This window comes from Pseudomonas sp. TMB3-21, assembly GCF_054898145.1.
The window spans coordinates 1,792,994-1,814,138 of record NZ_CM142718.1; the positions used below are offsets into that span (position 1 = coordinate 1,792,994).

Sequence of the window (21,145 nt, forward strand, 5' to 3'; positions counted from 1 at the left end):
ATTTTTCCGAGCGCGGAAGATTTTCGTTCAGTTGCAACGCAGCGCTTTCGATACTGTCAACATGCCCTAGCGGCGGTATCAGCAGAGGTCTAGTATGAGCCGCACCCACGTCAGCCAGGAGGTAAACCATGTCGGCCACCAAGAAGCCTGTAAATACTCCGTTGCACTTACTCCAACAATTGTCGGGCAGCCTGCTCGAGCATCTGGAAACCGCTTGTTCGCAAGCCTTGGCTGATGCTGAAAAACTGCTCGCCAAGCTGGAAAAGCAGCGCGGCAAAGCACAGGAAAAACTGCACAAATCCCGAACCAAATTGCAGGACGCTGCGTCCGCCGGCAAAGCCAAGGCGCAGAACAAAGCTAAAGGTGGGGTCAAAGAACTTGAGGACCTGCTCGATGCCCTCAAGGATCGTCAATCCGAAACTCGCAACTACATCGTTCAGCTTAAGCGCGATGCTCAGGAGAGCCTGAAACTGGCTCAGGGTATCGGTCGAGTACAAGAGGCCGTCAGCAAGGCGTTGTCCTCGCGTTCGGCCAAGGCTGCTGCAGTTCCTGCGAAGAAATCCGCAACCAGGTCGGTCGCTGCAAAAGCTTCACCGACTCCTGCCGCCAAGGCACCGGCAAAAGCTACCGCCAAGCCAGTGGCGAGAAAACCGGTGGCTGCCAGCACTGCAAAACCTGCGGCTAAAACCACTGCTGCCAAACCAGCCACTGCTAGATCGACGGCTGCGAAAACTGCTGCCGCCAAACCTGCAGCAACCAAAACCGCTGCTGCAAAACCAGTTGCCAAGCCTGCTGCGAAACCAGCGGCTAAAACTGCAGCCGCAAGATCTGCCGCCAAGCCAGCCGCGGCGAAATCCGCAGCTAAACCGGCGGCTAAACCTGCAACCAAAGCTGCCGCTAAACCGGCTGCCAAAACTGCTGCCGCCAAGCCTGCCACCGCAGCCAAAACTGCAGCGGCAAAACCAGCAGCCAAACCAGCAGCGGTAAAGCCTGCAGCCAAACCAGTAGCAGCAAAACCGGCAACCAAAGCGGCCGCCAAACCCGCGGTGAAAAAACCGGTCACCGCTGCCAAGCCAGCTGCGGCAACTGCTGCCAAACCAGCAAGTCCAGCGCCGTCTGCTTCGACTGGATCTGCACCAGCAGCCAATCCCTCGACGACCACCACAGCATCGCCAACGCCTGCTGCTCCGTCGAGCACCAGCAACACCCCAACCAGCGCTTCCTAAGTGCCGGTTACCGCGACGCGCAGTTGATTCAGCGCGTTGCGGTCCAGGTTGGCGGCGTCTGCCGCCACACCGTCCAGCCAGGCCGAGTGATCGGTCGCTTCGCTCTGCGGCCAATTGATCGCCGCGCGTTCCAGGCGCAAAAGCAGATGCCGCTCGGCTTCCAGCTCCAAAACCTTCATCTTTTCACGCAAATCGCGCAGCTCGGCATCGTCTCCGGCGGCGACTCTCCATTGCACACGCAAGGCCCGCAGCGGCCGCACGACCTCCACGTCCCAAGGTTCGCAGACACTTCTTAGCAGCTCCAGCCGTTGCTGATTGCAGGCGACGCCACGTTCTTCCAGCCACAACCCACACAGCAACAGGCACACATTCACCCCCGCAGACTGCAGCGTGAGGCACGCGGCTTCGACGCCGGGGCGGGCATAAGTGCCAAGGGAAAAGCTCCACAGGTCAGAGGACATAGTGCTACTCGCGCCAGTTGCGAGCGAAGCTGGTAGACTCCGCCGCCATTATGATTCGACTTCAGAACCTGACTTTACAGCGTGGCCCGCAGCGTCTGCTAGAAGATGCCGAGCTGACCCTGCACGCCGGCCACAAAGCCGGCCTAATCGGTGCCAATGGCGCCGGCAAATCGAGCCTGTTCGCCTTGCTTCTGGGTGACCTGCACCCGGACTCGGGTGACTGCTTCCTGCCGGCCGACTGGCGCATCGCCCACATGCGGCAGGAGATCGACACCCTTGATCGCATTGCGGTCGACTACGTGCTCGATGGCGACCTGCGTCTGCGCGAGGTGCAACGCGACCTCGCTGCCGCCGAAGCGGCGCATGACGGTGCTGCTCAGGCCCGCCTGCACTCGGAACTCGATAGCGCCGATGGTTACACCGCCGACGCTCGCGCCCGCAAGTTGCTCGCCGGCCTCGGATTCACCAATGACCAGATGGATCGCCAGGTAGGAGATTTCTCCGGTGGCTGGAGGATGCGTCTGAATCTGGCGCAGGCCTTGATGTGTCCTTCGGACTTGCTGCTGCTCGACGAACCGACCAACCACTTGGACCTCGACGCTATTATCTGGCTCGAAGAATGGCTCAAGAGCTATCCCGGTACGCTGATGCTGATTTCCCACGACCGGGATTTCCTTGACGCCGTGGTTGACCATGTCGCCCATGTCGATCAGCGCAAAATCACCCTGTATCGTGGCGGTTATACCGCTTTCGAACGCGCTCGTGCGGAACGTCTGGCCCAGCAGCAGCAGGCCTACGAGAAGCAGCAGGTGCAACGTGCGCACATGGAAAGCTACATCGCCCGCTTCAAGGCCCAGGCCACCAAGGCCCGTCAGGCGCAGAGTCGGATCAAAGCGCTGGAGCGGATGGAAGAGTTGTCGGCCGCTCATGTCGATTCACCGTTTGACTTCGTTTTCCGCGAGTCGACGAAGATCTCCAGCCCGTTGATCGACCTGTCCGACGCGCGTCTGGGTTACGGCGACAAAACCGTGCTGGAGAAGGTCAGGCTGCAACTGACCCCCGGCGCGCGCATCGGTCTGCTCGGCCCGAACGGGGCGGGTAAATCGACCCTGATCAAAAACCTCTCCGGTGAACTCGAACCGCTGGCCGGGCGACTGACCCGTGGCGAGAACACTGTTGTCGGCTATTTCGCCCAGCATCAACTCGATTCCCTCGATTCCAAGGCCAGCCCATTGCTGCACATGCAACGCCTGGCGCCCACCGAGCGCGAGCAGACCTTGCGCGATTTCCTCGGTGGCTTCGACTTCCGCGGTGCGCGGATCGATGAGCCGGTGCTGAATTTTTCCGGTGGTGAAAAGGCTCGTCTGGCGCTGGCGTTGATCGCTTGGGGCCGGCCTAACCTGTTGCTGCTCGATGAACCGACCAACCACCTCGATCTGGAAATGCGCCTGGCGCTGACCATGGCTCTGCAGGAATTCACGGGCGCGGTATTGGTGGTCTCTCACGATCGGCACTTGCTCAAGAGCACCACCGACAATTTCTATCTGGTCGCGGACGGCAAGGTCGAAGAGTTCGACGGCGACCTCGAGGACTACACCCGTTGGCTGGTGGAATATCGTCAGCGCAACGCACCGGTCAGCAATACCCCGGTGAATCCGGACAAGACCGACAAGAAAGCCCAGCGCCAGGCCGCCGCCGCATTGCGTCAGCAACTGGCGCCGCACAAGCGTGAAGCCGACAAGCTCGAAGCCGAGCTGGGCAAGCTGCACGAAAAACTGGCGAAAATCGATGCCAGCCTCGGTGACAGCGATATCTACGAACCGGCGCGCAAGAACGATCTGCGCGATCTGCTGGCCGAGCAGGCCAAGCTGAAAGTGCGCGAAGCCGAGCTCGAAGAGGCATGGATGGAAGCCCTGGAATTGCTTGAAAGCATGCAGGCGGAGCTGGAGGCGTTGTCCTGATGGAAGGCTTCTCGCTGAAGATGTCACCTGTGTGGATCGAGCCGATCTGGTTCACCGTGCAAATCCTCCTGATTTTGCTGGCAGGGTATCTCGCGCAACGATTTGTGGCTCGGGGCCTGACGCGTCTGGGTGAGCGTTATCCGTTCCCGCCGCAATTGCTGATGCCCCTGCGTGGCGTGTTGCGCTGGCTGATCATGGGCAGCGCGCTGCTGTTTGTGCTGGAGCGCCTCGGTGTGTCGGCCACTGTGCTGTGGACGGCCTTGTCCGGATTCGTGGCGGTCGCTGCGGTGGCGTTTTTCGCCATGTGGAGCGTGTTGTCCAATCTGCTCTGCGCCGTGCTGATTTTCACCGTCGGCCCGTTTCGCATTGGCGACGTGGTCGAGCTGGTCGACACCACCGACAAGCCCGGTGTCAAAGGCCGGGTGGTGGCGATCAATCTGCTTTACACCACGTTGGTCGAAGCTGAAGAACTCGGCACTGGCAGTGCGATGGTGCAAGTGCCGAACAGCCTGTTCTTCCAGCGCTCGGTGCGGCGCTGGCGTGGGACCGATGTGCTGCCGGCGAGTGGTTTCGAGAAGTAAACCATCGGGTGCCTGACACACTGCTATCGCGAGCAGGCTCGCTCCCACAGGGGTTTCGGTTGCTCTTGAATCAGCAATCCACCCCAGTAGCTGTGAGTGCGGGCTTGCTCGCGACAGGCCCTCGCAAACCGACCTGCAAAAACCAGTAGTCATCCCGCCAAACCCGCATTAGCTTAGACGTCTGTCACGTGTCCGGGTCGAGGTGTGCAATGGAGCTTCAAACATGGCTGGCATTTTTTGCTGCCTGCTGGGTGATCAGTCTGTCTCCCGGTGCCGGCGCCATTGCGTCGATGTCCAGCGGTCTGCAATACGGTTTCTGGCGGGGCTACTGGAATGCACTGGGCCTGCAGATAGGCCTGGCGGTGCAGATCGCGATTGTCGGCGCCGGAGTAGGCGCGATTCTGACGGCCTCATCTACTGCGTTTTATGCGATCAAGTGGTTCGGCGTGGCGTACCTGGTTTATCTCGCTGTGAAGCAATGGCGAGCGCTGCCCAGCGACATGAGCGACGATGCGCCTGGGCGCCCGATTGGCAGACCCCTGGTCCTGGTGTTCCGTGGTTTTCTGGTGAACATCAGCAACCCCAAGGCGCTGGTGTTCATGCTGGCGGTGTTGCCGCAGTTTATTGATCCACATGCGCCGTTGCTGGCTCAGTACCTGATCATCGGGGTGACCATGGTTTGCGTGGACCTGATCGTTATGGCCGGCTACACCGGGCTGGCCTCGAAAGTGCTGCGTCTATTGCGCACGCCGAAACAGCAGAGACGAATGAACCGCACTTTTGCCGGCTTGTTCATCGGTGCCGCAGCGTTTATGGCGACATTGCGCAAAGCGCCGGTTTAAACAGTTCAGGCACAAAAAAGGCGACCTCATGAGGTCGCCTTTTTCATGTGTGATGCAGATGCTCAAGTGGTGAGGGCTTCTGTGGTAAGGGGATTTATCCCCATGTGGCGCGAAGCGACCCAAGGTTTGGAATGCTGCGCAGTCCCAGCCGGGATGACTCTTCTCACACAGAGTCACCTCAAGACGCAGGACTTCTCCCTTTCTCCCCCGAAAAATCACTACAAAGCTTGAGCGAAACGCATTGGAAGTGAACAATGTGTTACTTCGTATTTCCATCTGAGATCCATTCATGATTGCCTTCTCCCGTTTTCTGGCCTGGCTGGCGATGCCAGTCATCGCGTTTTGCAGCTTCAATGTGCTGGCCGAAACCGCCGAAGGAGCGCCCAAAGCCCTGCACTTGCTCGACTACATCGGCGCCGATTACCCGGCTACGGTCGATGCCGGCAAAGTCATCGATGAATCGGAATACCGCGAGCAGCAGGAATTTCTTGGTGTGCTGCACGACTTGATTGTCGAATTGCCGGCAAAGCCTGAGCGTGCCGAACTCGAGCAAGGTGTCGGCAATTTGCGCGCTGCAATCGCGAGCAAGCAGGACGGTGCCGACGTCGCGCGCCAGGCACGGCAACTGGGTGCAAAGCTGGCCGTGGCGTATGAAGTCAGCCAGGCGCCGGTGATTACGCCCGACCCCACGCGTGGCGGGGCGCTTTACCTCCAGCAATGCTCGGTGTGTCATGGCGATACCGGCGCCGGTGACGGTCCTGCCGGCGTAGGCATGACGCCGCCACCGGCCAACCTGCGCGATGCTTCGCGACTGGATCGCCTCAGCCTGTATGCGATTTACAATACCGTGGGAATGGGCGTCGAAGGCACTGACATGCCGTCCTTCGCCGATCAACTGGACGATCGTCAGCGTTGGGATCTGGCGACCTATGTCGCCAGTTTCAGCACCGATCCGGCGGCCGCGCAATCCGAAAAAACCTACAACATCGCCGACCTCGCCCGGCAGACGCCGGCCGAAGTGCTGGCTGCCGAAGGCCCGCAGGCAGCGGCGACATTCCGTGCCCAGCGCGCACAGCCGCCGCAGGTCAAGCGTGGTCCGGGGCAATTGCTCGATTACACCGCCGCGACGCTGGACAAAAGTATCGCTGCCTATCGTGGTGGCGATCACGATCAGGCGTACGACTTGTCGGTGGCGGCGTATCTGGAAGGTTTCGAGCTGGTCGAGAGCTCCCTCGATAACGTCGACGCCAACGTGCGCAAGGACACTGAAAAATCGCTGATGGCTTACCGCCAATCCTTGCAGGACGGCTTGCCGTTGGTCGAAGTCCAGCAGCGTCTGGACGCCGCCAAAGCCAAGTTGAAAGAGTCGGCCGGCCTGTTGGGCAGCGATGGCTTGAGTTGGTCGCTGAGTTACATCTCCGGTCTGCTGATTCTGCTGCGCGAAGGTCTTGAAGCCATCCTGGTGCTGGCGGCGATTCTCGCGTTCCTGCGTAATACCGGTCAGCAATCGGCAGTGCGCAGCGTTAATGTCGGCTGGGGCCTGGCCTTGGTCGCTGGCCTGGCGACCTGGGCGCTGGCGGCGTATGTGATCGATGTCAGCGGTTCGCAGCGCGAATTGCTGGAGGGCGCAACTGCGCTGTTTGCCAGCGTCATGGTGCTGTGGCTCGGCGTGTGGATGCACGACCGTCGTCACGCTGCGGCGTGGCAGGATTACATCAAGAGCAGCCTGGTGGGCGGCGGTGGGCGTTTTGGTTTTGCAACGCTGGCGTTTTTCTCGGTGTATCGCGAGTTGTTCGAAGTGATCCTGTTCTACGAAACGCTGTGGCTGCAGGCCGGCCCGGCGGGTCATAACGCCGTATTGGCGGGCGGTGCCACGGCGCTGGTGTTGCTGGTCGGTCTGGCGTGGGTGATTTTGCGCGGTTCGGCGAAGTTGCCGTTGTCGCTGTTCTTCAGCATCAACGCCGCTCTGCTCTGCGCGTTGTCGGTGGTGTTCGCCGGGCATGGCGTGAAGGCGTTGCAGGAAGCAGGCATTTTCGGCACGCGACCGGTGCAGTTTTTTGACTTCGATTGGCTGGGCATTCATGCCGATGCGTATTCACTGGGGGCGCAGGCCGTGGCGATTGTTGCGATTATTGTGCTGTATGGTCGCAGCAGGATCGCCGAGAAGCGTCGGGTGCAGGTTTCCTGAAGCATTCGCTGCGCTCACCATCGCGAGCAGGCTCGCTCACAGGATCGCGTATAACCTGTGGGAGCGAGCCTGCTCGCGATTTTTTTTGAGAGGTAAAACACAATGCGCGTATGGATTGATGCCGACGCCTGCCCTCGGGCGGCCAAGGATCTGGTGGTGAAGTTCGCCCTCAAGCGCCAGTTCGAAGTCGTGCTGGTGGCGGGGCAGCCGCAGATCAAACCGGGCCTCGCGCTGGTGAAACTGATCGTGGTGCCGAGCGGCCCTGATGCGGCCGACGATTACCTGGTGGAACACGCTGTGCCGGGTGAGCTGGTGATCTGCAGCGACGTACCGCTGGCCGACCGTTTGGTCAAGAAGGGCGTGTCAGCGCTCGACCCGCGCGGCAAGGAGTTCGATGCGCAGAACATGGGTGATCGTTTGGCGGTGCGCAATCTGTTCACTGATTTGCGTGAGCAGGGGCAAATGAGCGGCGGACCGGCGCCGTTTGGCGAGCGTGAGAAGCAGGCGTTCGCCAATGCGCTGGACCGGATTCTAACGCGGCTGACACGCAAATCCTGAATGGGCTCTATCCTGTGGCGAGGGAGCTTGCTCCCGCTGGGTTGCGAAGCGGCCCAAATACGATCCTTCAGGAAGACTGCGGCATCTGCTATTACGCCTGCTGCGCAGCCGAGCGGGAGCAAGCTCCCTCGCCACAATAGCTCCTCGAACTGGGTTACTCGTCGTTTTCGTGGGTGAGTTCGAGGACACGATCAACCAGTTTGTTGATGCCGGACGCCGCCTCGCTGATCGTCTGCGCCAGCATGTAGGCCGGTGTGCTCACCAGTTTGCGTGCCTTGTCCTCGACGATGTCAGTCACCGCGCACTCGGTATGAGTAGCCCCCATTTTGTTCATCGCTGCCGCCGTGTCGGCATCATTGCCGATGGTGCAGGTCACGCCCGGACCGTAGATTTTCGCCGCCAGGGCCGGCGAAATGCAGATCAACCCTACCGGTTTGCCGGCTTCGGCAAACGCTTCCGTCAATGCCAGTACTTCAGGTTGTACCGAGCAGCCGGCGCCTTCAATGGCAAAGTTCGACAGGTTTTTGGCCGAGCCGAAACCGCCTGGAACGATCAACGCATCGAAGTCTTCAACGCTCGCTTCCCGCAGGTCCTTGATGTTGCCCCGGGCAATCCGCGCCGATTCCACCAGCACATTGCGCGACTCCGGCATCTCTTCGCCGTTCAGGTGATTGATCACATGCAACTGGGCGATATTGGGCGCGAAGCACTGCACCTGGGCGCCACGCTGGTCCAGACGGAGCAGGGTGATCACGCTTTCGTGGATCTCGGCGCCGTCGTAGACGCCACAGCCGGAAAGGATCACTGCGACTTTTTTGCTCATGGTCTTTTCTCCTTGTTTATGGCGTTAAATGTCCACTAATTTGTCACTCGTTGCCATAGGGTTAATTCACGGCTACACCTAGGATCTGTCCTCTGGATTCTGATCAGGGCGCGTCATGGACTTCATTCTGTATGCGGTGCCGTTTTTCTTCGTGCTGATCGCTGCCGAGCTGTTGGCCGACCGTTGGCGCGGGGTCAGTAATTATCGGCTGGCCGACGCAATAAACAGCATCAGCACGGGCGTGTTGTCGACCACCACCGGCCTGCTGACCAAAGGTGTCGGCCTGGTCACCTACGCGTTCGCGCTCGAGCACCTGGCGCTGTTCGAACTGTCGGCTGACAGCGTCTGGGTCTGGGCTTTCGCCTTTGTGCTCTACGACTTTTGCTACTACTGGCTGCATCGCATGGGCCATGAACGCAATATCCTCTGGGCGGCGCATTCGGTGCATCACCAAAGCGAGGACTACAACCTCTCCACGGCGTTGCGCCAGACCAGCACCGGCTTCCTGTTGAGCTGGATCTTCTATCTGCCAATAGCCGTTCTCGGCGTGCCGTTGCTGGTGTTCATCAGCGTTGCGGCGCTGAACCTGCTGTATCAATTCTGGGTGCACACGCGGCACATTCCAAAGCTCGGCTGGTTCGAGTGGTTCTTCGTTACGCCATCCAATCATCGGGCCCACCATGCGCAGAACGCTCTCTACATGGATCGCAACTACGGCGGGGTGTTCATTATTTGGGACCGTCTATTTGGCTCGTTCCAGGAAGAGGACGATAACGAGCCGGTGATTTTCGGCGTGACTACGCCATTGGCGAGCTGGAATCCGCTATGGGCCAACGTGCAGTTTTATGCGCAGCTGTGGGCCGACGCGCGACGGGCGCAGAGCAAGTGGGACAAGCTGCGGATCTGGTTCATGCGCACCGGGTGGCGCCCGGCAGACGTCGCCGCCAAATACCCAATGAGCAAGCCAGACTTAAGCCTGTTCCGCAAATACGAGGTGCCGCTGGATTCACGTCAGCAGATTTATGTGCTGCTGCAGTTCTGCGTGTACATCGCGCTGGGCAGCTATCTGATGAATTTCGAGCAGCAGTTATCGACCAGTGCTTTAGTGCTTGGCTGGAGCGCGGTGGCGTTGGGGCTGTTCGTGCTGGGCGTGGCGCTGGAGAATCGCCCGTGGGCGTGGAAGCTTGAGTTGTTGCGGCTGGCATCGAACCTGCCAGTGGTGTGGCTCGCGCCATTGGCCGGGCTGTGGCCAGCCAGTGCGATCAGTTGGGTTGCGTTGCTCAGTTACAGCTTGCTCAGCGCAATCGGTCTCTACTGCTGCAGAAACCGTCTTACTCGATGGGCGTCGTAGGCCCGGCGGACTTGGCCTGTTCGGCTTTCAACGCCTGCTCGTCTGCGTAGATTTTCTTCGCCAGACGGGCATTCTTGAAACGTCGACGCAGCCACAGGCCCACGCCGAGCACGAGCAGCGCGCCGAGTACCCACAATTCGTATTTCTTCACGCTGCCGAGCATGCCTTCCAGCACCGCGCCGAAATGATAGGCGGCAGCGGCCAGTGCGCAGGCCCAGATCGCAGCGCCAATGCCGTTAAGCAGCAGATAACGTGCTGGTGGATAACCCGACAAGCCAATCGCCACTGGCATGACGGTGCGTAATCCATAAACGAAGCGGAAGCTCAGCACCCAGATGTCCGGATGCCGGCGGATATGTTCAAGTGCCCGGTCACCCATCAATTGCCAGCGAGGTTTGCGCGCCAGAAGCTTGCGGCCGTGCTTGCGTCCCAGGAAATACCACAATTGGTCACCGGCATAACTGCCGCAGAACGCCACAATCGCGACGATCTTGATGTCCATGTAACCGCGGAACGCAAGAAAGCCTGCGAGCACCAGGATGGTTTCGCCTTCAAAGAAGGTGCCGAGAAACAGGGCGAAATACCCGAATTCCTGAAGAAATTGCTGGAGCATTGTCTGGGTGCTGGCGAAATGAACGCGCAGCCTAACCCTTCAGGCACATTCATGAAAGTGTCCAAATGCGTCTCGACGTGAAGAATTCCTACAAGGACAATGGAAAGCGCCTACCTGTCATAGGGGTGCACATAACTGTAATACCACCGTCATAATGGCCGCTTATAACTGTCACGCTCGCCCGTCAGCGCGGGCTCAGGAGTCTGCCGTGAGCTTTACCCCTGCCAACCGTCTGTTCCCCGCCACCCGATTGCGCCGCAACCGTCGTGATGATTTCTCGCGTCGACTGGTCCGTGAAAGCGTGTTGACCGTCGATGACCTGATCCTGCCGGTGTTCGTGCTCGACGGCGAAAACCGTCGCGAGGCGGTGGCCTCGATGCCGGGTGTCGAGCGTTTGACCATCGACCTGCTGCTTGAAGAAGCGGCAAAGTGGGTCGAGCTGGGGATTCCGGCGCTGGCACTGTTCCCGGTGACCCCGCCAGAGCTCAAGTCGCTGGATGCGGCCGAAGCCTGGAACCCTGACGGTATTGCCCAACGCGCCACGCGTGCGTTGCGTGCGCGCTTCCCTGAACTGGGGGTGATCACCGACGTGGCCCTCGACCCGTTCACCACCCACGGCCAGGACGGTATCCTCGACGACGAAGGCTACGTGCAGAATGACATTACCGTCGATGCACTGGTTCGACAGGCGCTGTCCCATGCTGCCGCCGGTGCCCAGGTCGTCGCGCCCTCGGACATGATGGACGGTCGCATCCAGGCGATCCGCGAAGCCCTTGAACTGGCCGATCACGTCAATGTGCGGATCATGGCCTACTCGGCCAAATACGCCAGCGCCTATTACGGCCCGTTCCGCGATGCGGTGGGGTCGGCGTCGAACCTGGGCAAGGCCAACAAGGCCTCGTACCAGATGGACCCGGCCAACAGCAACGAAGCCCTGCATGAGGTGGCGGCCGACTTGTCAGAAGGCGCGGACATGGTCATGGTCAAACCGGGCATGCCTTACCTGGACATCCTTTACCGCGTCAAAGAAGAATTCAAAGTCCCGACTTTTGTTTATCAAGTCAGCGGCGAATACGCCATGCACATGGCGGCAATCCAGAATGGCTGGTTGAGCGAAGGGGTTATCCTTGAATCCCTGACCGCTTTTAAACGTGCAGGCGCTGACGGCATCCTGACTTACTTTGCCGCCCGTGCTGCTCAACTGTTACGAGAGCAACAATAGCCCTCCCAGGAACATTCCATGAATACCGAAGGCCTCACTGAAGTTGCCGTAAAAGAAGCTCTGCCGGTGGTCGAGCAAGTCGTCGAAACCCCGCCGGAACTGGAGCCAGCTCCACCCGCGATCGTGGCCGAAACGACGGCGGCGCCAGCGATTGCCACCCCCGGCCTGGATGACAGCAGCCTGTACATCCATCGCGAGCTCTCGCAATTGCAGTTCAACATCCGCGTGCTGGAACAGGCGCTGGATGAGTCCTACCCGTTGCTTGAGCGGCTGAAGTTTCTGCTGATCTTCTCCAGTAACCTCGACGAGTTCTTCGAAATTCGCGTGGCCGGCCTCAAGAAGCAGATCACTTTCGCCCGCGAACAGGCCGGCGCCGATGGTCTGCAGCCGCATCAGGCGTTGGCGCGCATCAGCGAACTGGTGCACGGCCACGTCGACCGTCAATACGCGATCCTCAACGACATTCTGTTGCCGGAACTGGAAAAACATCAGGTCCGCTTCATCCGTCGGCGTCACTGGACCACCAAGATCAAAACCTGGGTGCGCCGTTATTTCCGCGACGAGATCGCGCCGATCATCACCCCGATCGGCCTCGACCCGACGCACCCGTTCCCGTTGCTGGTGAACAAGAGCCTGAACTTTATCGTCGAGCTGGAAGGTATCGACGCCTTCGGTCGCGATTCCGGTCTGGCGATCATTCCGGCACCACGCCTGCTGCCTCGGGTCATCAAGGTCCCGGAAGAAGTCGGCGGGGCCGGCGACAACTACGTGTTCCTGTCGTCGATGATCCACGCACACGCCGATGACTTGTTCCAGGGCATGAAGGTCAAGGGCTGCTACCAGTTCCGTCTGACCCGAAATGCCGACCTGGCGCTGGATTCCGAGGACGTCGAAGACCTGGCCCGCGCGTTGCGCGGTGAACTGTTCTCCCGTCGTTACGGCGACGCGGTCCGTCTGGAAGTGGCCGACACCTGCCCGAAACAGCTCTCCGACTACCTGCTCAAGCAGTTCAACTTGCACGAGTCCGAGCTCTACCAGGTCAACGGCCCGGTCAACCTGACCCGTCTGTTCAGCATCACCGGCCTCGACAGCCAGCGCGAGTTGCAATACCTGCCATTCACGCCGCAGATCCCGAAATTACTGCAAAACAGCGAGAACATCTTCAGCGTGATCAGCAAGCAGGACATCTTGCTGCTGCACCCCTTCGAGTCGTTCACCCCGGTGGTCGACCTGCTGCGTCAGGCAGCGAAAGACCCGCATGTATTGGCGGTTCGTCAGACCCTGTACCGCTCCGGCGCCAACTCGGAAATTGTCGATGCGCTGGTCGATGCCGCGCGCAACGGCAAGGAAGTCACGGCGGTGATCGAGTTGCGTGCGCGGTTCGACGAAGAGTCCAACCTGCAACTGGCCAGCCGCCTGCAAGCGGCCGGTGCGGTAGTGATCTACGGCGTGGTCGGTTTCAAGACGCACGCCAAGATGATGCTGATCCTGCGTCGCGAGGCGGGCGAAATCGTTCGTTACGCGCACTTGGGGACGGGTAACTATCACGCCGCCAACGCCCGTCTGTACACCGACTACAGCCTGCTGACGTCCGACGATGCCTTGTGCGAAGACGTCGGCAAACTGTTCAGCCAGTTGATCGGCATGGGTAAAACCCTGCGGATGAAGAAGCTGCTGCACGCGCCGTTCACACTGAAGAAAGGCATGCTCGACATGATTGCCCGCGAGACGCAGTTCGCACTCGACGGCAAACCGGCGCACATCATTGCCAAGTTCAACTCATTGACTGACCCGAAAGTCATTCGTGCGTTGTACAAGGCCAGCCAGTCCGGTGTGCGCATCGATCTGGTGGTGCGCGGCATGTGCTGCCTGCGTCCGGGCATTGCCGGGGTATCGCACAACATTCACGTGCGCTCGATCATCGGCCGCTTCCTTGAGCACACGCGGGTGTTCTACTTCCTCAATGGCGGCGAGGAGCAGATGTTCCTTTCCAGCGCCGACTGGATGGAGCGCAACCTCGACAAGCGCGTCGAGACTTGCTTCCCGGTCGAGGGCAAGAAGCTGATCATGCGGGTCAAGAAGGAGCTGGAGCTTTATCTGACCGACAACACCCATAGCTGGAGCCTGCAGGCGGACGGTCGTTACATCCGCAACACGCCAACCGGCAACCAGAACCCGCGCAGTGCGCAGGCGACGCTGCTGGAGCGCTTGGGCAGCCCGATTCTGGCCGTGCGTTAACCCTCACGGGGGCATAAAAAATGGCGATCCCTGCGGATCGCCATTTTTTTTGCCAGATGGAAAACCGTGGCGAGGGAGCTTGCTCCCGCTGGACTGCGCAGCAGGCCTTTTTTGGGGCCGCTTCGCAGCCCAGCGGGAGCAAGCTCCCTCGCCACAGTGCTTAACGCACGTTAAGGTTAAAGCCCACCCGCGTCAGCCAGTCCGCTTCCAGGGCGAAATCGGCCTGGGTCAGCTGGTTTTCGTTCAGCCAGTTGTCAGGGAACAGCACATCCAGGCTGTCGCCACTGGCGCGCAGGGTCACCTGAGGCATTTCCTGGGTGCCGCGGATGTGATGGAACAGGATCGCAAAGCGCAGCAGCACGCACAGGCGGATCAGCTTGATGCCGTCGTCGCCGAAGTCGGCAAACTTGTCCCGGGGAATATTGCGGCGGTGGCCCCGCACCAGCAGCGCGAGCATTTGCTGGTCTTCGCGGGAAAACCCGGCGAGGTCCGAGTGCTCGATCAGGTATGCGCCGTGCTTGTGGTAGTGATAGTGGGCGATGTCCAGACCCACTTCGTGGACCTTGGCGGCCCAGCCGAGCAGTTCGCGCCAGACACCGTCGTCCAGGTCCCAGTCCTGCGCCACTTGATCGAAGGCGTGCAAGGCTTTGCGTTCAACGCGCGCGGCCTGCTCAAGATCGACGTGATAACGCTCCATCAGTGAGCTGAGGGTGCGCTCACGGACGTCTTCGTGGTGGTGACGGCCCAACAGGTCGTAGAGTACGCCTTCGCGCAGCGCGCCCTCGCAGTGGTCCATGCGTTGCAATTCGAGTGCATCGAAGATGGCTTCGAGAATGGCCAGGCCGGCCGGGAAAATCGCCCGGCGGTCAGGCTTGATCCCTTCGAAATCAATCTTCTCTACATCACCCAGCTTGAACAGCTTGCGCTTGAGCCACGACAGCCCTTCGGCATTGACCTCACCGGTGCCGTGCCCGCCGGCCTTCAGCGCCAGGCCGATGGCGCGGATGGTGCCCGAGGAGCCGATGGCTTCATCCCAGGTCAGCCGATGCAGGGCGTGCTCGATGCTCATGATCTCCAGCCGCGCCGCCGTATAAGCCTGGGCGTAGCGGGCCGGGGTGATTTTGCCGTCCTTGAAATAACGCTGGGTGAAGCTGACGCAGCCCATTTGCAGGCTTTCGCGCAGCAGCGGCTCGAAGCGCTGGCCGATGATGAACTCGGTGCTGCCGCCGCCGATGTCGGCTACCAGGCGCTTGCCCGGCGTGTCGGCGAGGGTGTGCGAGACGCCGAGATAGATCAGGCGCGCTTCTTCACGACCGGAAATGACTTCCACCGTGTGCCCGAGGATTTCTTCAGCGCGGTGGATGAACTCGTTGCGGTTGCGCGCTTCACGCAGGGCGTTGGTGCCAACGATCCGCACGGCGCCCAGCGGCATACCGTTGATCAGTTGGGCAAACCGCTTGAGGCAATCGAGCCCGCGTTGCATGGATTCTTCGTTGAGCTGGCGTTCATCGTTGATGCCGGCGGCCAGCTGAACCTTTTCCCCGAGGCGTTCGAGGATGCGGATTTCGCCGTTCTGGGCCTTGGCCACCACCATGTGAAAGCTGTTGGAGCCCAGGTCGATTGCGGCGATCAGGGACAGATTCTTGGCTTGGAATTGCGGCATGGTCAGGGAGTCTCGGTCGATAACCTCGACATCGTGCCACGATCATACGCTGACGCCAACGCGCATCCTTCAAAGCAATGATCCCACGCTGTTCCTGTGGCGAGGGAGCTTGCTCCCGCTGGGCTGCGAAGCAGGCCCTCTTTTGAGGTGCTCCGCGCCCCAGCGGGAGCAAGCTCCCTCGCCACAAAAAGCTCCAGGCCATTGCGGGTTAAGCGCCGGCCTCAACCGTCCCAATAAAATTCGCCAGCTCCGCCGTCTGCGGCCGCGCGAACAGCACCTTTGGGTCGCCTACCTCATGGACCTTGCCCTGATGCATGAATACCAACTTGTCCCCAACCTCCCGCGCAAAGCGCATTTCGTGGGTGACCATGATCAGCGTCATGCCTTCTTTGGCCAGTTGGCGAACCACGCTCAGCACCTCGTTGACCAATTCCGGGTCCAGCGCCGAAGTGATCTCGTCGCACAGCAACACCTTCGGCGACATCGCCAGCGCGCGGGCAATCGCCACGCGTTGTTGCTGCCCACCAGAGAGACGATCGGGAAAAGCATCAAACTTCTCCCCCAGCCCCACACGCTCGAGCATCTCTCGCGCCAGTTCTGCAGCCCGGGCCTTGGGCACCTTCTGTACCACTTGTGGCGCGAGCATCACGTTTTCACCGACGGTCAGGTGTGGGAACAGATTGAATTGCTGGAACACCATCCCGACTTTCTGGCGCAAGGTGCGCAGGTCGGCGCGGGCGGCATCGAGGTATTCGCCGTCGACTTCGATCACGCCATCGTTGATCGACTCCAGACCGTTGAGTGTGCGCAACAAGGTGGATTTGCCCGAGCCACTGCGGCCGATGATCGCCACGACCTGGCCTTCCTCGACACTCAGGTCGATGCCTTTGAGCACATGGTGATCGCCGTAGTACTTATGCAGGGCGGAAATTCTAAGCAGCGGCATGCAGTCTCCTTTCCAGGTAGCGCGCACTGAGCGACAAGGGGTAGCAAAGCAGGAAGTAGCCGAGGGCAACGAGGCCGTAGACCATGAACGGTTCAAAAGTCGCGTTGGCGAGCATGCTGCCGGTCTTGGTCAGCTCGGTGAAACCGATAATTGAAGTGACGGCGGTGCCTTTGACCACTTGCACCGAAAAGCCCACGGTCGGTGCCACGGCGATGCGCAAGGCTTGCGGCAGGATCACGTAGCGCAGTTGCTCCAGCGGATTGAGCGCCAGGCTCGACGACGCTTCCCACTGGCCGTGCGGGATCGACTCGACGCAGCCGCGCCAGATCTCCGCCAGATAAGCGCTGGTAAACAGCGTCAGGGCAACCGCCGCTGCCATCCACGGCGAAATTTCTATGCCGGCCAACGCCACGCCGAAGAACACCAGAAACAGCTGCATCAGCAACGGCGTGCCCTGAAACAGTTCGATGTAGGTTCGGGCGACGTTGCGCGGCAAGGCTTTTTGCGAAATGCGCATAACCATGATCAGCAAGCCGATCAGCCCGCCGCCGATAAACGCCACCAGCGACAATGCCAGCGTCCACTGCAGGCCCGTGAGCAGGTTGCGCAGGACGTCCCAGAACGTGAAATCGCTCATTGGCTGCTCCGGGCGATGTAACGACGGCCGATCCAGTTCAGCAACTGGCGGATCATCAGCGCCATGCACAAATAGACCAGCGTGGTCAGGGCGTAGGTTTCAAACGCGCGAAAGTTGCGCGACTGAATGAAGTTGGCCGCGAAGCTCAGCTCTTCCGTGGCGATCTGCGAGCAGACCGCCGAGCCGAGCATGACGATGATGATCTGGCTGCTCAACGCCGGCCACACTTTGCCCAGCGCCGGCAACAGGACCACGTGGCGGAAGGTTTCAAGGCGAGTCATCGCCAGCGCGGCAGCCGCTTCGAGCTGACCGCGCGGGATCGCTTGAACGCCCGCGCGAATGATTTCGGTCGAGTACGCGCCGAGGTTGATCACCATCGCCAGCACTGCAGCCTGCCATTCGGAAATCTGCACGCCCAGGGACGGTAACCCGAAGAAGATGAAAAACAACTGCACCAGGAACGGCGTGTTGCGGATCAGCTCGACATAGACCCCGAATATCGCCGCGAAGGGGCGAATGTTCCACGCCCGCACCAGTGCGCCAACAATGCCCAGGCCCACGCCAAATACTGCGCCGATGGCCGTCAGTTCAAGGGTGAACAGCGCACCGCGCAGAAGCAGATCGGTGTTCTGTACCACCGGTAGAAAATCGAACTGATAAGCCATGGTCTCCCTCCCTCCCGGCGATCACAAATCCGCCGGCAGCGGCTCTTTCAGCCAGGTTTGCGAGTTCTTCTCCAGTGCGCCGTCGGTCTTGGCGGTGGCGAGGATCTGGTTGACCTTGCCCAACAGCGCCGGCTCGTTTTTATTCACGCCGACGTAAACAGGTGAGTCCTTGAGCTTCACTTTCAGCGCTGGCACGCGCTTTGGATTTTTCTCGGTGATCGCCACCATCACCACGTTGCCGCTGGCGATCAGGTCGACCTGACCGGCGATATAGGCGGCGATGGTCGAGTTGTTGTCTTCGAAGCGCTTGATGGTCACGCCTTCGGGCGCCACTTTGCTCAGCTCGATGTCTTCGATGGAGCCGCGGGTTACGCTGATGGTTTTGCCTTTGAGGTCATCGAGGCTTTTGATATTGGCATCTGGCGGGCCGAATACCGCGAGGTAGAACGGGGCGTAGGCGCTGGAGAAATCGATGACTTTCTCGCGTTCGGCATTTTTGCCCAGGCTGGATATCACCAGATCGACCTTGCCGGTGGTCAGGAACGGGATGCGGTTGGTGCTGTTGACCGGGGTCAGTTCGAGTTTGACCTTGAGTTGGTCGGCCAGCAGCTTGGCCGTGTCGATATCGAGGCCACGTGGCTTCATGTCCGGGCCGACCGAGCCGAACGGCGGGAAATCCTGCGGCACCGCGACTTTGAGCACGCCGCGCTTGACCACGTCCTCCAGACCATCGGCGTGAGCGGGCGCCTGGCTCAGCATCAGGCTGGCGAACAGGGTGGCGAGGAGGGCGCTGTAGCGCTGGGTCATGGCGGAACTCCGAATCGGCTGATAATTGATGGCTGCGATTCGATAGAGCACGGGCTGTGCCAACAGCGGTTTTACCTGCTCCGAGCTGCAGTTTTACTGGGCTTGCGCGCGAATACCGTTCAGGAAAATCGAAGAGGGGCGTGCACCCTGATAGTGCATCGTCCTGCAAGCAGTCCCGGCTGTGCGCAAATTGAGCTATACCCAAACTCATCCGCCACCATAGCGAGACTCAATCATCTGCGGCTTCCTGAACCGGGGAAGGGCGGCTATGATGGGCCACGTTTTTTTGCTTACAACCTGGAGACTTCCATGAGCAGCGATCTTATCAAACACGTTAGCGACGCTAGCTTCGAGGCCGATGTACTCAAGGCCGAAGGCGCTGTACTGGTCGACTACTGGGCTGAATGGTGCGGCCCTTGCAAAATGATCGCTCCTGTCCTGGACGAGATTGCCGAGACTTACAAAGGCAAGCTGACCATTGCCAAACTGAACATCGACGAAAATCAGGAAACCCCGGCCAAGCACGGCGTGCGTGGTATCCCGACGCTGATGCTGTTCAAGAACGGCAACGTTGAAGCGACCAAGGTCGGCGCACTGTCGAAGTCGCAACTGGCTGCTTTCCTCGACGCCAACATCTAAGCGTTGACGTAAAGTGTCCGAAAAAAGGCCCCGCATATTGCGGGGCTTTTTCGTTATCCAGGGCTAGACGCTCCGAAACTCAGGTGGTACATTCGGCCCCGCACTGGTTTCTCCAATGCCCCCTGCTAGCCGTCGCCGACGCACTCCTTTTCGAATTAGTTCGCGATCCTGTCGCCTTCTCTGCGGCGCGGCCTCATTAAGCCAAAAGCTTAATTTCCCCCCTCCATAAATGATTACGTCATTCCTATATGAATCTGACTGAACTCAAGCAAAAGCCGATTACCGAACTGCTCGAATTGGCCGAACAGATGGGCATAGAAAATATGGCCCGTTCGCGCAAGCAGGACGTGATTTTCTCCCTGCTCAAGAAGCACGCGAAAAGCGGCGAGGAAATCTCCGGTGATGGCGTGCTGGAGATTCTCCAGGACGGCTTCGGCTTCCTCCGCTCCGCTGACGCTTCCTATCTGGCCGGCCCCGATGACATCTACGTCTCGCCGAGCCAGATCCGTCGCTTCAACTTGCGCACCGGTGACACCATCGTTGGCAAGATCCGCCCTCCCAAGGAAGGCGAGCGTTATTTCGCACTGCTCAAGGTCGACACGATCAACTACGATCGTCCCGAGAACGCGAAAAACAAGATTCTCTTCGAGAACCTGACCCCGCTGTTCCCGACCGTGCGCATGAAGATGGAAGCCGGCAACGGTTCCACCGAAGACCTGACCGGTCGTGTCATCGACCTGTGCGCCCCGATCGGCAAAGGCCAGCGAGGTCTGATCGTTGCTCCGCCGAAAGCTGGCAAAACGATCATGCTGCAGAACATTGCTGCAAACATCGCGCGTAACAATCCTGAAGTTCACCTGATCGTTCTGCTGATCGACGAGCGTCCGGAAGAAGTAACCGAAATGCAGCGCACCGTGCGCGGTGAAGTGGTTGCCTCGACGTTCGACGAGCCGCCAACCCGCCACGTGCAGGTTGCCGAAATGGTGATCGAGAAGGCCAAGCGCCTTGTTGAACACAAGAAAGACGTGGTGATCCTGCTCGACTCCATCACCCGTCTGGCTCGCGCCTACAACACCGTGATCCCGAGCTCCGGCAAAGTGCTCACCGGTGGTGTCGATGCCCACGCCCTGGAGAAACCGAAACGTTTCTTCGGTGCTGCGCGGAACATCGAAGAAGGCGGCTCGCTGACCATTATTGCCACCGCGCTGGTTGAAACCGGCTCGAAGATGGACGAAGTGATCTACGAGGAATTCAAAGGCACCGGCAACATGGAGCTGCCTCTGGATCGCCGCATCGCCGAAAAACGCGTCTTCCCGGCTATCAACATCAACCGTTCCGGCACTCGCCGCGAAGAGTTGCTGACCGCCGACGACGAGTTGCAACGCATGTGGATCCTGCGCAAGCTGCTGCACCCGATGGATGAAATCGCCGCCATCGAGTTCCTGGTCGACAAACTGAAGACGACCAAGACCAACGACGAGTTCTTCTTGTCGATGAAGCGCAAGTAAGACGAAATACGCTTCAAAAAAAGCGCCCCTCACAGGGCGCTTTTTTTTCATGAAATATTTATGTTTCCCGTTACAACTTTCGCGCCGCGCGATCATCTGTCGGACACCGGCAGCGCCCGATTGAGCCCGTTGTTTGCGCCGGTGCTGCTGGGCACAAATCACAATTGATCACTGCTGCGCTCTGACGGGCTGCTGTTTGGCCGTCAGAGCAGGTAG

Annotated in this window: 19 protein-coding genes; 11 read left to right on the top strand and 8 right to left on the bottom strand. The window is 59.9% G+C overall.

The window, feature by feature from the left end:
• Nucleotides 1-128: 128 nt before the first annotated feature.
• Nucleotides 129-1,226, top strand: coding sequence for an AlgP family protein (locus ACYZTS_RS08295; protein ID WP_461995253.1), 1,098 nt, complete (start codon nt 129-131; stop codon nt 1,224-1,226).
• Here ACYZTS_RS08295 and ACYZTS_RS08300 read toward each other — a convergent pair.
• A complete protein-coding gene (locus ACYZTS_RS08300; RefSeq protein WP_461995255.1) occupies nt 1,223-1,687 on the bottom strand; it encodes a TIGR02444 family protein in 465 nt (154 codons plus the stop codon). The genes ACYZTS_RS08295 and ACYZTS_RS08300 overlap by 4 nt on opposite strands.
• 50 nt (nt 1,688-1,737) lie before the next feature.
• Here ACYZTS_RS08300 and ACYZTS_RS08305 point away from each other — a divergent pair, with 50 nt between their 5' ends.
• The 5 genes from ACYZTS_RS08305 (at nt 1,738) to ACYZTS_RS08325 (ending at nt 7,817) form a co-directional block, all read left to right on the top strand.
• A complete protein-coding gene (locus ACYZTS_RS08305; RefSeq protein WP_461995257.1) occupies nt 1,738-3,648 on the top strand; it encodes an ATP-binding cassette domain-containing protein in 1,911 nt (636 codons plus the stop codon).
• Nucleotides 3,648-4,229, top strand: coding sequence for a mechanosensitive ion channel domain-containing protein (locus ACYZTS_RS08310; RefSeq protein WP_461995259.1), 582 nt, complete (start codon nt 3,648-3,650; stop codon nt 4,227-4,229). The genes ACYZTS_RS08305 and ACYZTS_RS08310 overlap by 1 nt, the downstream gene beginning before the upstream one ends.
• Nucleotides 4,230-4,438: 209 nt before the next feature.
• A complete protein-coding gene (locus ACYZTS_RS08315) occupies nt 4,439-5,071 on the top strand; it encodes a LysE family transporter (protein WP_028623834.1) in 633 nt (210 codons plus the stop codon).
• Nucleotides 5,072-5,360: 289 nt separating this feature from the next.
• Entirely contained in the window at nt 5,361-7,259 is a 1,899-nt protein-coding gene (locus tag ACYZTS_RS08320) for an FTR1 family protein (protein WP_461995262.1), read from the top strand.
• A 102-nt stretch (nt 7,260-7,361) separates the two neighbouring features.
• Nucleotides 7,362-7,817: a YaiI/YqxD family protein gene (locus tag ACYZTS_RS08325; protein ID WP_028623832.1), complete on the top strand. Its 456-nt coding sequence runs from the start codon at nt 7,362-7,364 to the stop codon at nt 7,815-7,817.
• A 154-nt stretch (nt 7,818-7,971) separates the two neighbouring features.
• Here the strand turns inward: ACYZTS_RS08325 and elbB are convergent, their stop codons facing one another.
• A complete protein-coding gene (gene elbB / locus ACYZTS_RS08330; RefSeq protein ID WP_461995264.1) occupies nt 7,972-8,640 on the bottom strand; it encodes an isoprenoid biosynthesis glyoxalase ElbB in 669 nt (222 codons plus the stop codon).
• 115 nt (nt 8,641-8,755) lie between these two features.
• Between elbB and ACYZTS_RS08335 the strand changes: the two genes are divergently transcribed.
• Entirely contained in the window at nt 8,756-9,991 is a 1,236-nt protein-coding gene (locus ACYZTS_RS08335; RefSeq protein WP_461995266.1) for a sterol desaturase family protein, read from the top strand.
• On the opposite strand, the gene ACYZTS_RS08340 is transcribed toward ACYZTS_RS08335, so the two are convergent.
• Nucleotides 9,972-10,604 carry a DedA family protein gene (locus ACYZTS_RS08340; RefSeq protein ID WP_461995268.1) on the bottom strand — a complete coding sequence of 211 codons (633 nt, stop codon included), beginning with the start codon at nt 10,602-10,604 and terminating at the stop codon, nt 9,972-9,974. The genes ACYZTS_RS08335 and ACYZTS_RS08340 overlap by 20 nt on opposite strands.
• 208 nt (nt 10,605-10,812) lie before the next feature.
• On the opposite strand from ACYZTS_RS08340, the gene hemB reads away from it, so the two are divergent.
• Both hemB and ppk1 read left to right on the top strand, forming a co-directional pair.
• A complete protein-coding gene (gene hemB, locus ACYZTS_RS08345) occupies nt 10,813-11,826 on the top strand; it encodes a porphobilinogen synthase (protein ID WP_461995270.1) in 1,014 nt (337 codons plus the stop codon).
• A gap of 18 nt (nt 11,827-11,844) precedes the next feature.
• Nucleotides 11,845-14,064 carry a polyphosphate kinase 1 gene (ppk1, locus tag ACYZTS_RS08350; RefSeq protein WP_461995271.1) on the top strand — a complete coding sequence of 740 codons (2,220 nt, stop codon included), beginning with the start codon at nt 11,845-11,847 and terminating at the stop codon, nt 14,062-14,064.
• Nucleotides 14,065-14,224: 160 nt separating this feature from the next.
• Here the strand turns inward: ppk1 and ppx are convergent, their stop codons facing one another.
• The 5 genes from ppx to ACYZTS_RS08375 all read right to left on the bottom strand — a co-directional run bounded on the left by ppx (nt 14,225) and on the right by ACYZTS_RS08375 (nt 18,782).
• Nucleotides 14,225-15,727 carry an exopolyphosphatase gene (gene ppx / locus ACYZTS_RS08355; protein ID WP_461995273.1) on the bottom strand — a complete coding sequence of 501 codons (1,503 nt, stop codon included), beginning with the start codon at nt 15,725-15,727 and terminating at the stop codon, nt 14,225-14,227.
• 208 nt (nt 15,728-15,935) lie between these two features.
• Nucleotides 15,936-16,673 carry an amino acid ABC transporter ATP-binding protein gene (locus ACYZTS_RS08360; protein ID WP_461995275.1) on the bottom strand — a complete coding sequence of 246 codons (738 nt, stop codon included), beginning with the start codon at nt 16,671-16,673 and terminating at the stop codon, nt 15,936-15,938.
• Nucleotides 16,660-17,310 (bottom strand): amino acid ABC transporter permease, encoded by a 651-nt coding sequence (locus tag ACYZTS_RS08365; protein WP_461995277.1) that lies wholly within the window; start codon nt 17,308-17,310, stop codon nt 16,660-16,662. Before ACYZTS_RS08365 ends, ACYZTS_RS08360 begins: the two co-directional genes overlap by 14 nt.
• A complete protein-coding gene (locus ACYZTS_RS08370; protein ID WP_028622055.1) occupies nt 17,307-17,975 on the bottom strand; it encodes an amino acid ABC transporter permease in 669 nt (222 codons plus the stop codon). The genes ACYZTS_RS08365 and ACYZTS_RS08370 overlap by 4 nt, the downstream gene beginning before the upstream one ends.
• Before the next feature lie 21 nt (nt 17,976-17,996).
• Entirely contained in the window at nt 17,997-18,782 is a 786-nt protein-coding gene (locus ACYZTS_RS08375) for a transporter substrate-binding domain-containing protein (RefSeq protein ID WP_461995280.1), read from the bottom strand.
• A gap of 309 nt (nt 18,783-19,091) precedes the next feature.
• Here ACYZTS_RS08375 and trxA point away from each other — a divergent pair, with 309 nt between their 5' ends.
• Nucleotides 19,092-19,421: a thioredoxin TrxA gene (gene trxA / locus ACYZTS_RS08380; protein ID WP_003177349.1), complete on the top strand. Its 330-nt coding sequence runs from the start codon at nt 19,092-19,094 to the stop codon at nt 19,419-19,421.
• Between the two features lie 248 nt (nt 19,422-19,669).
• Entirely contained in the window at nt 19,670-20,929 is a 1,260-nt protein-coding gene (gene rho / locus ACYZTS_RS08385; RefSeq protein WP_007942421.1) for a transcription termination factor Rho, read from the top strand.
• Nucleotides 20,930-21,145 lie beyond the last annotated feature (216 nt).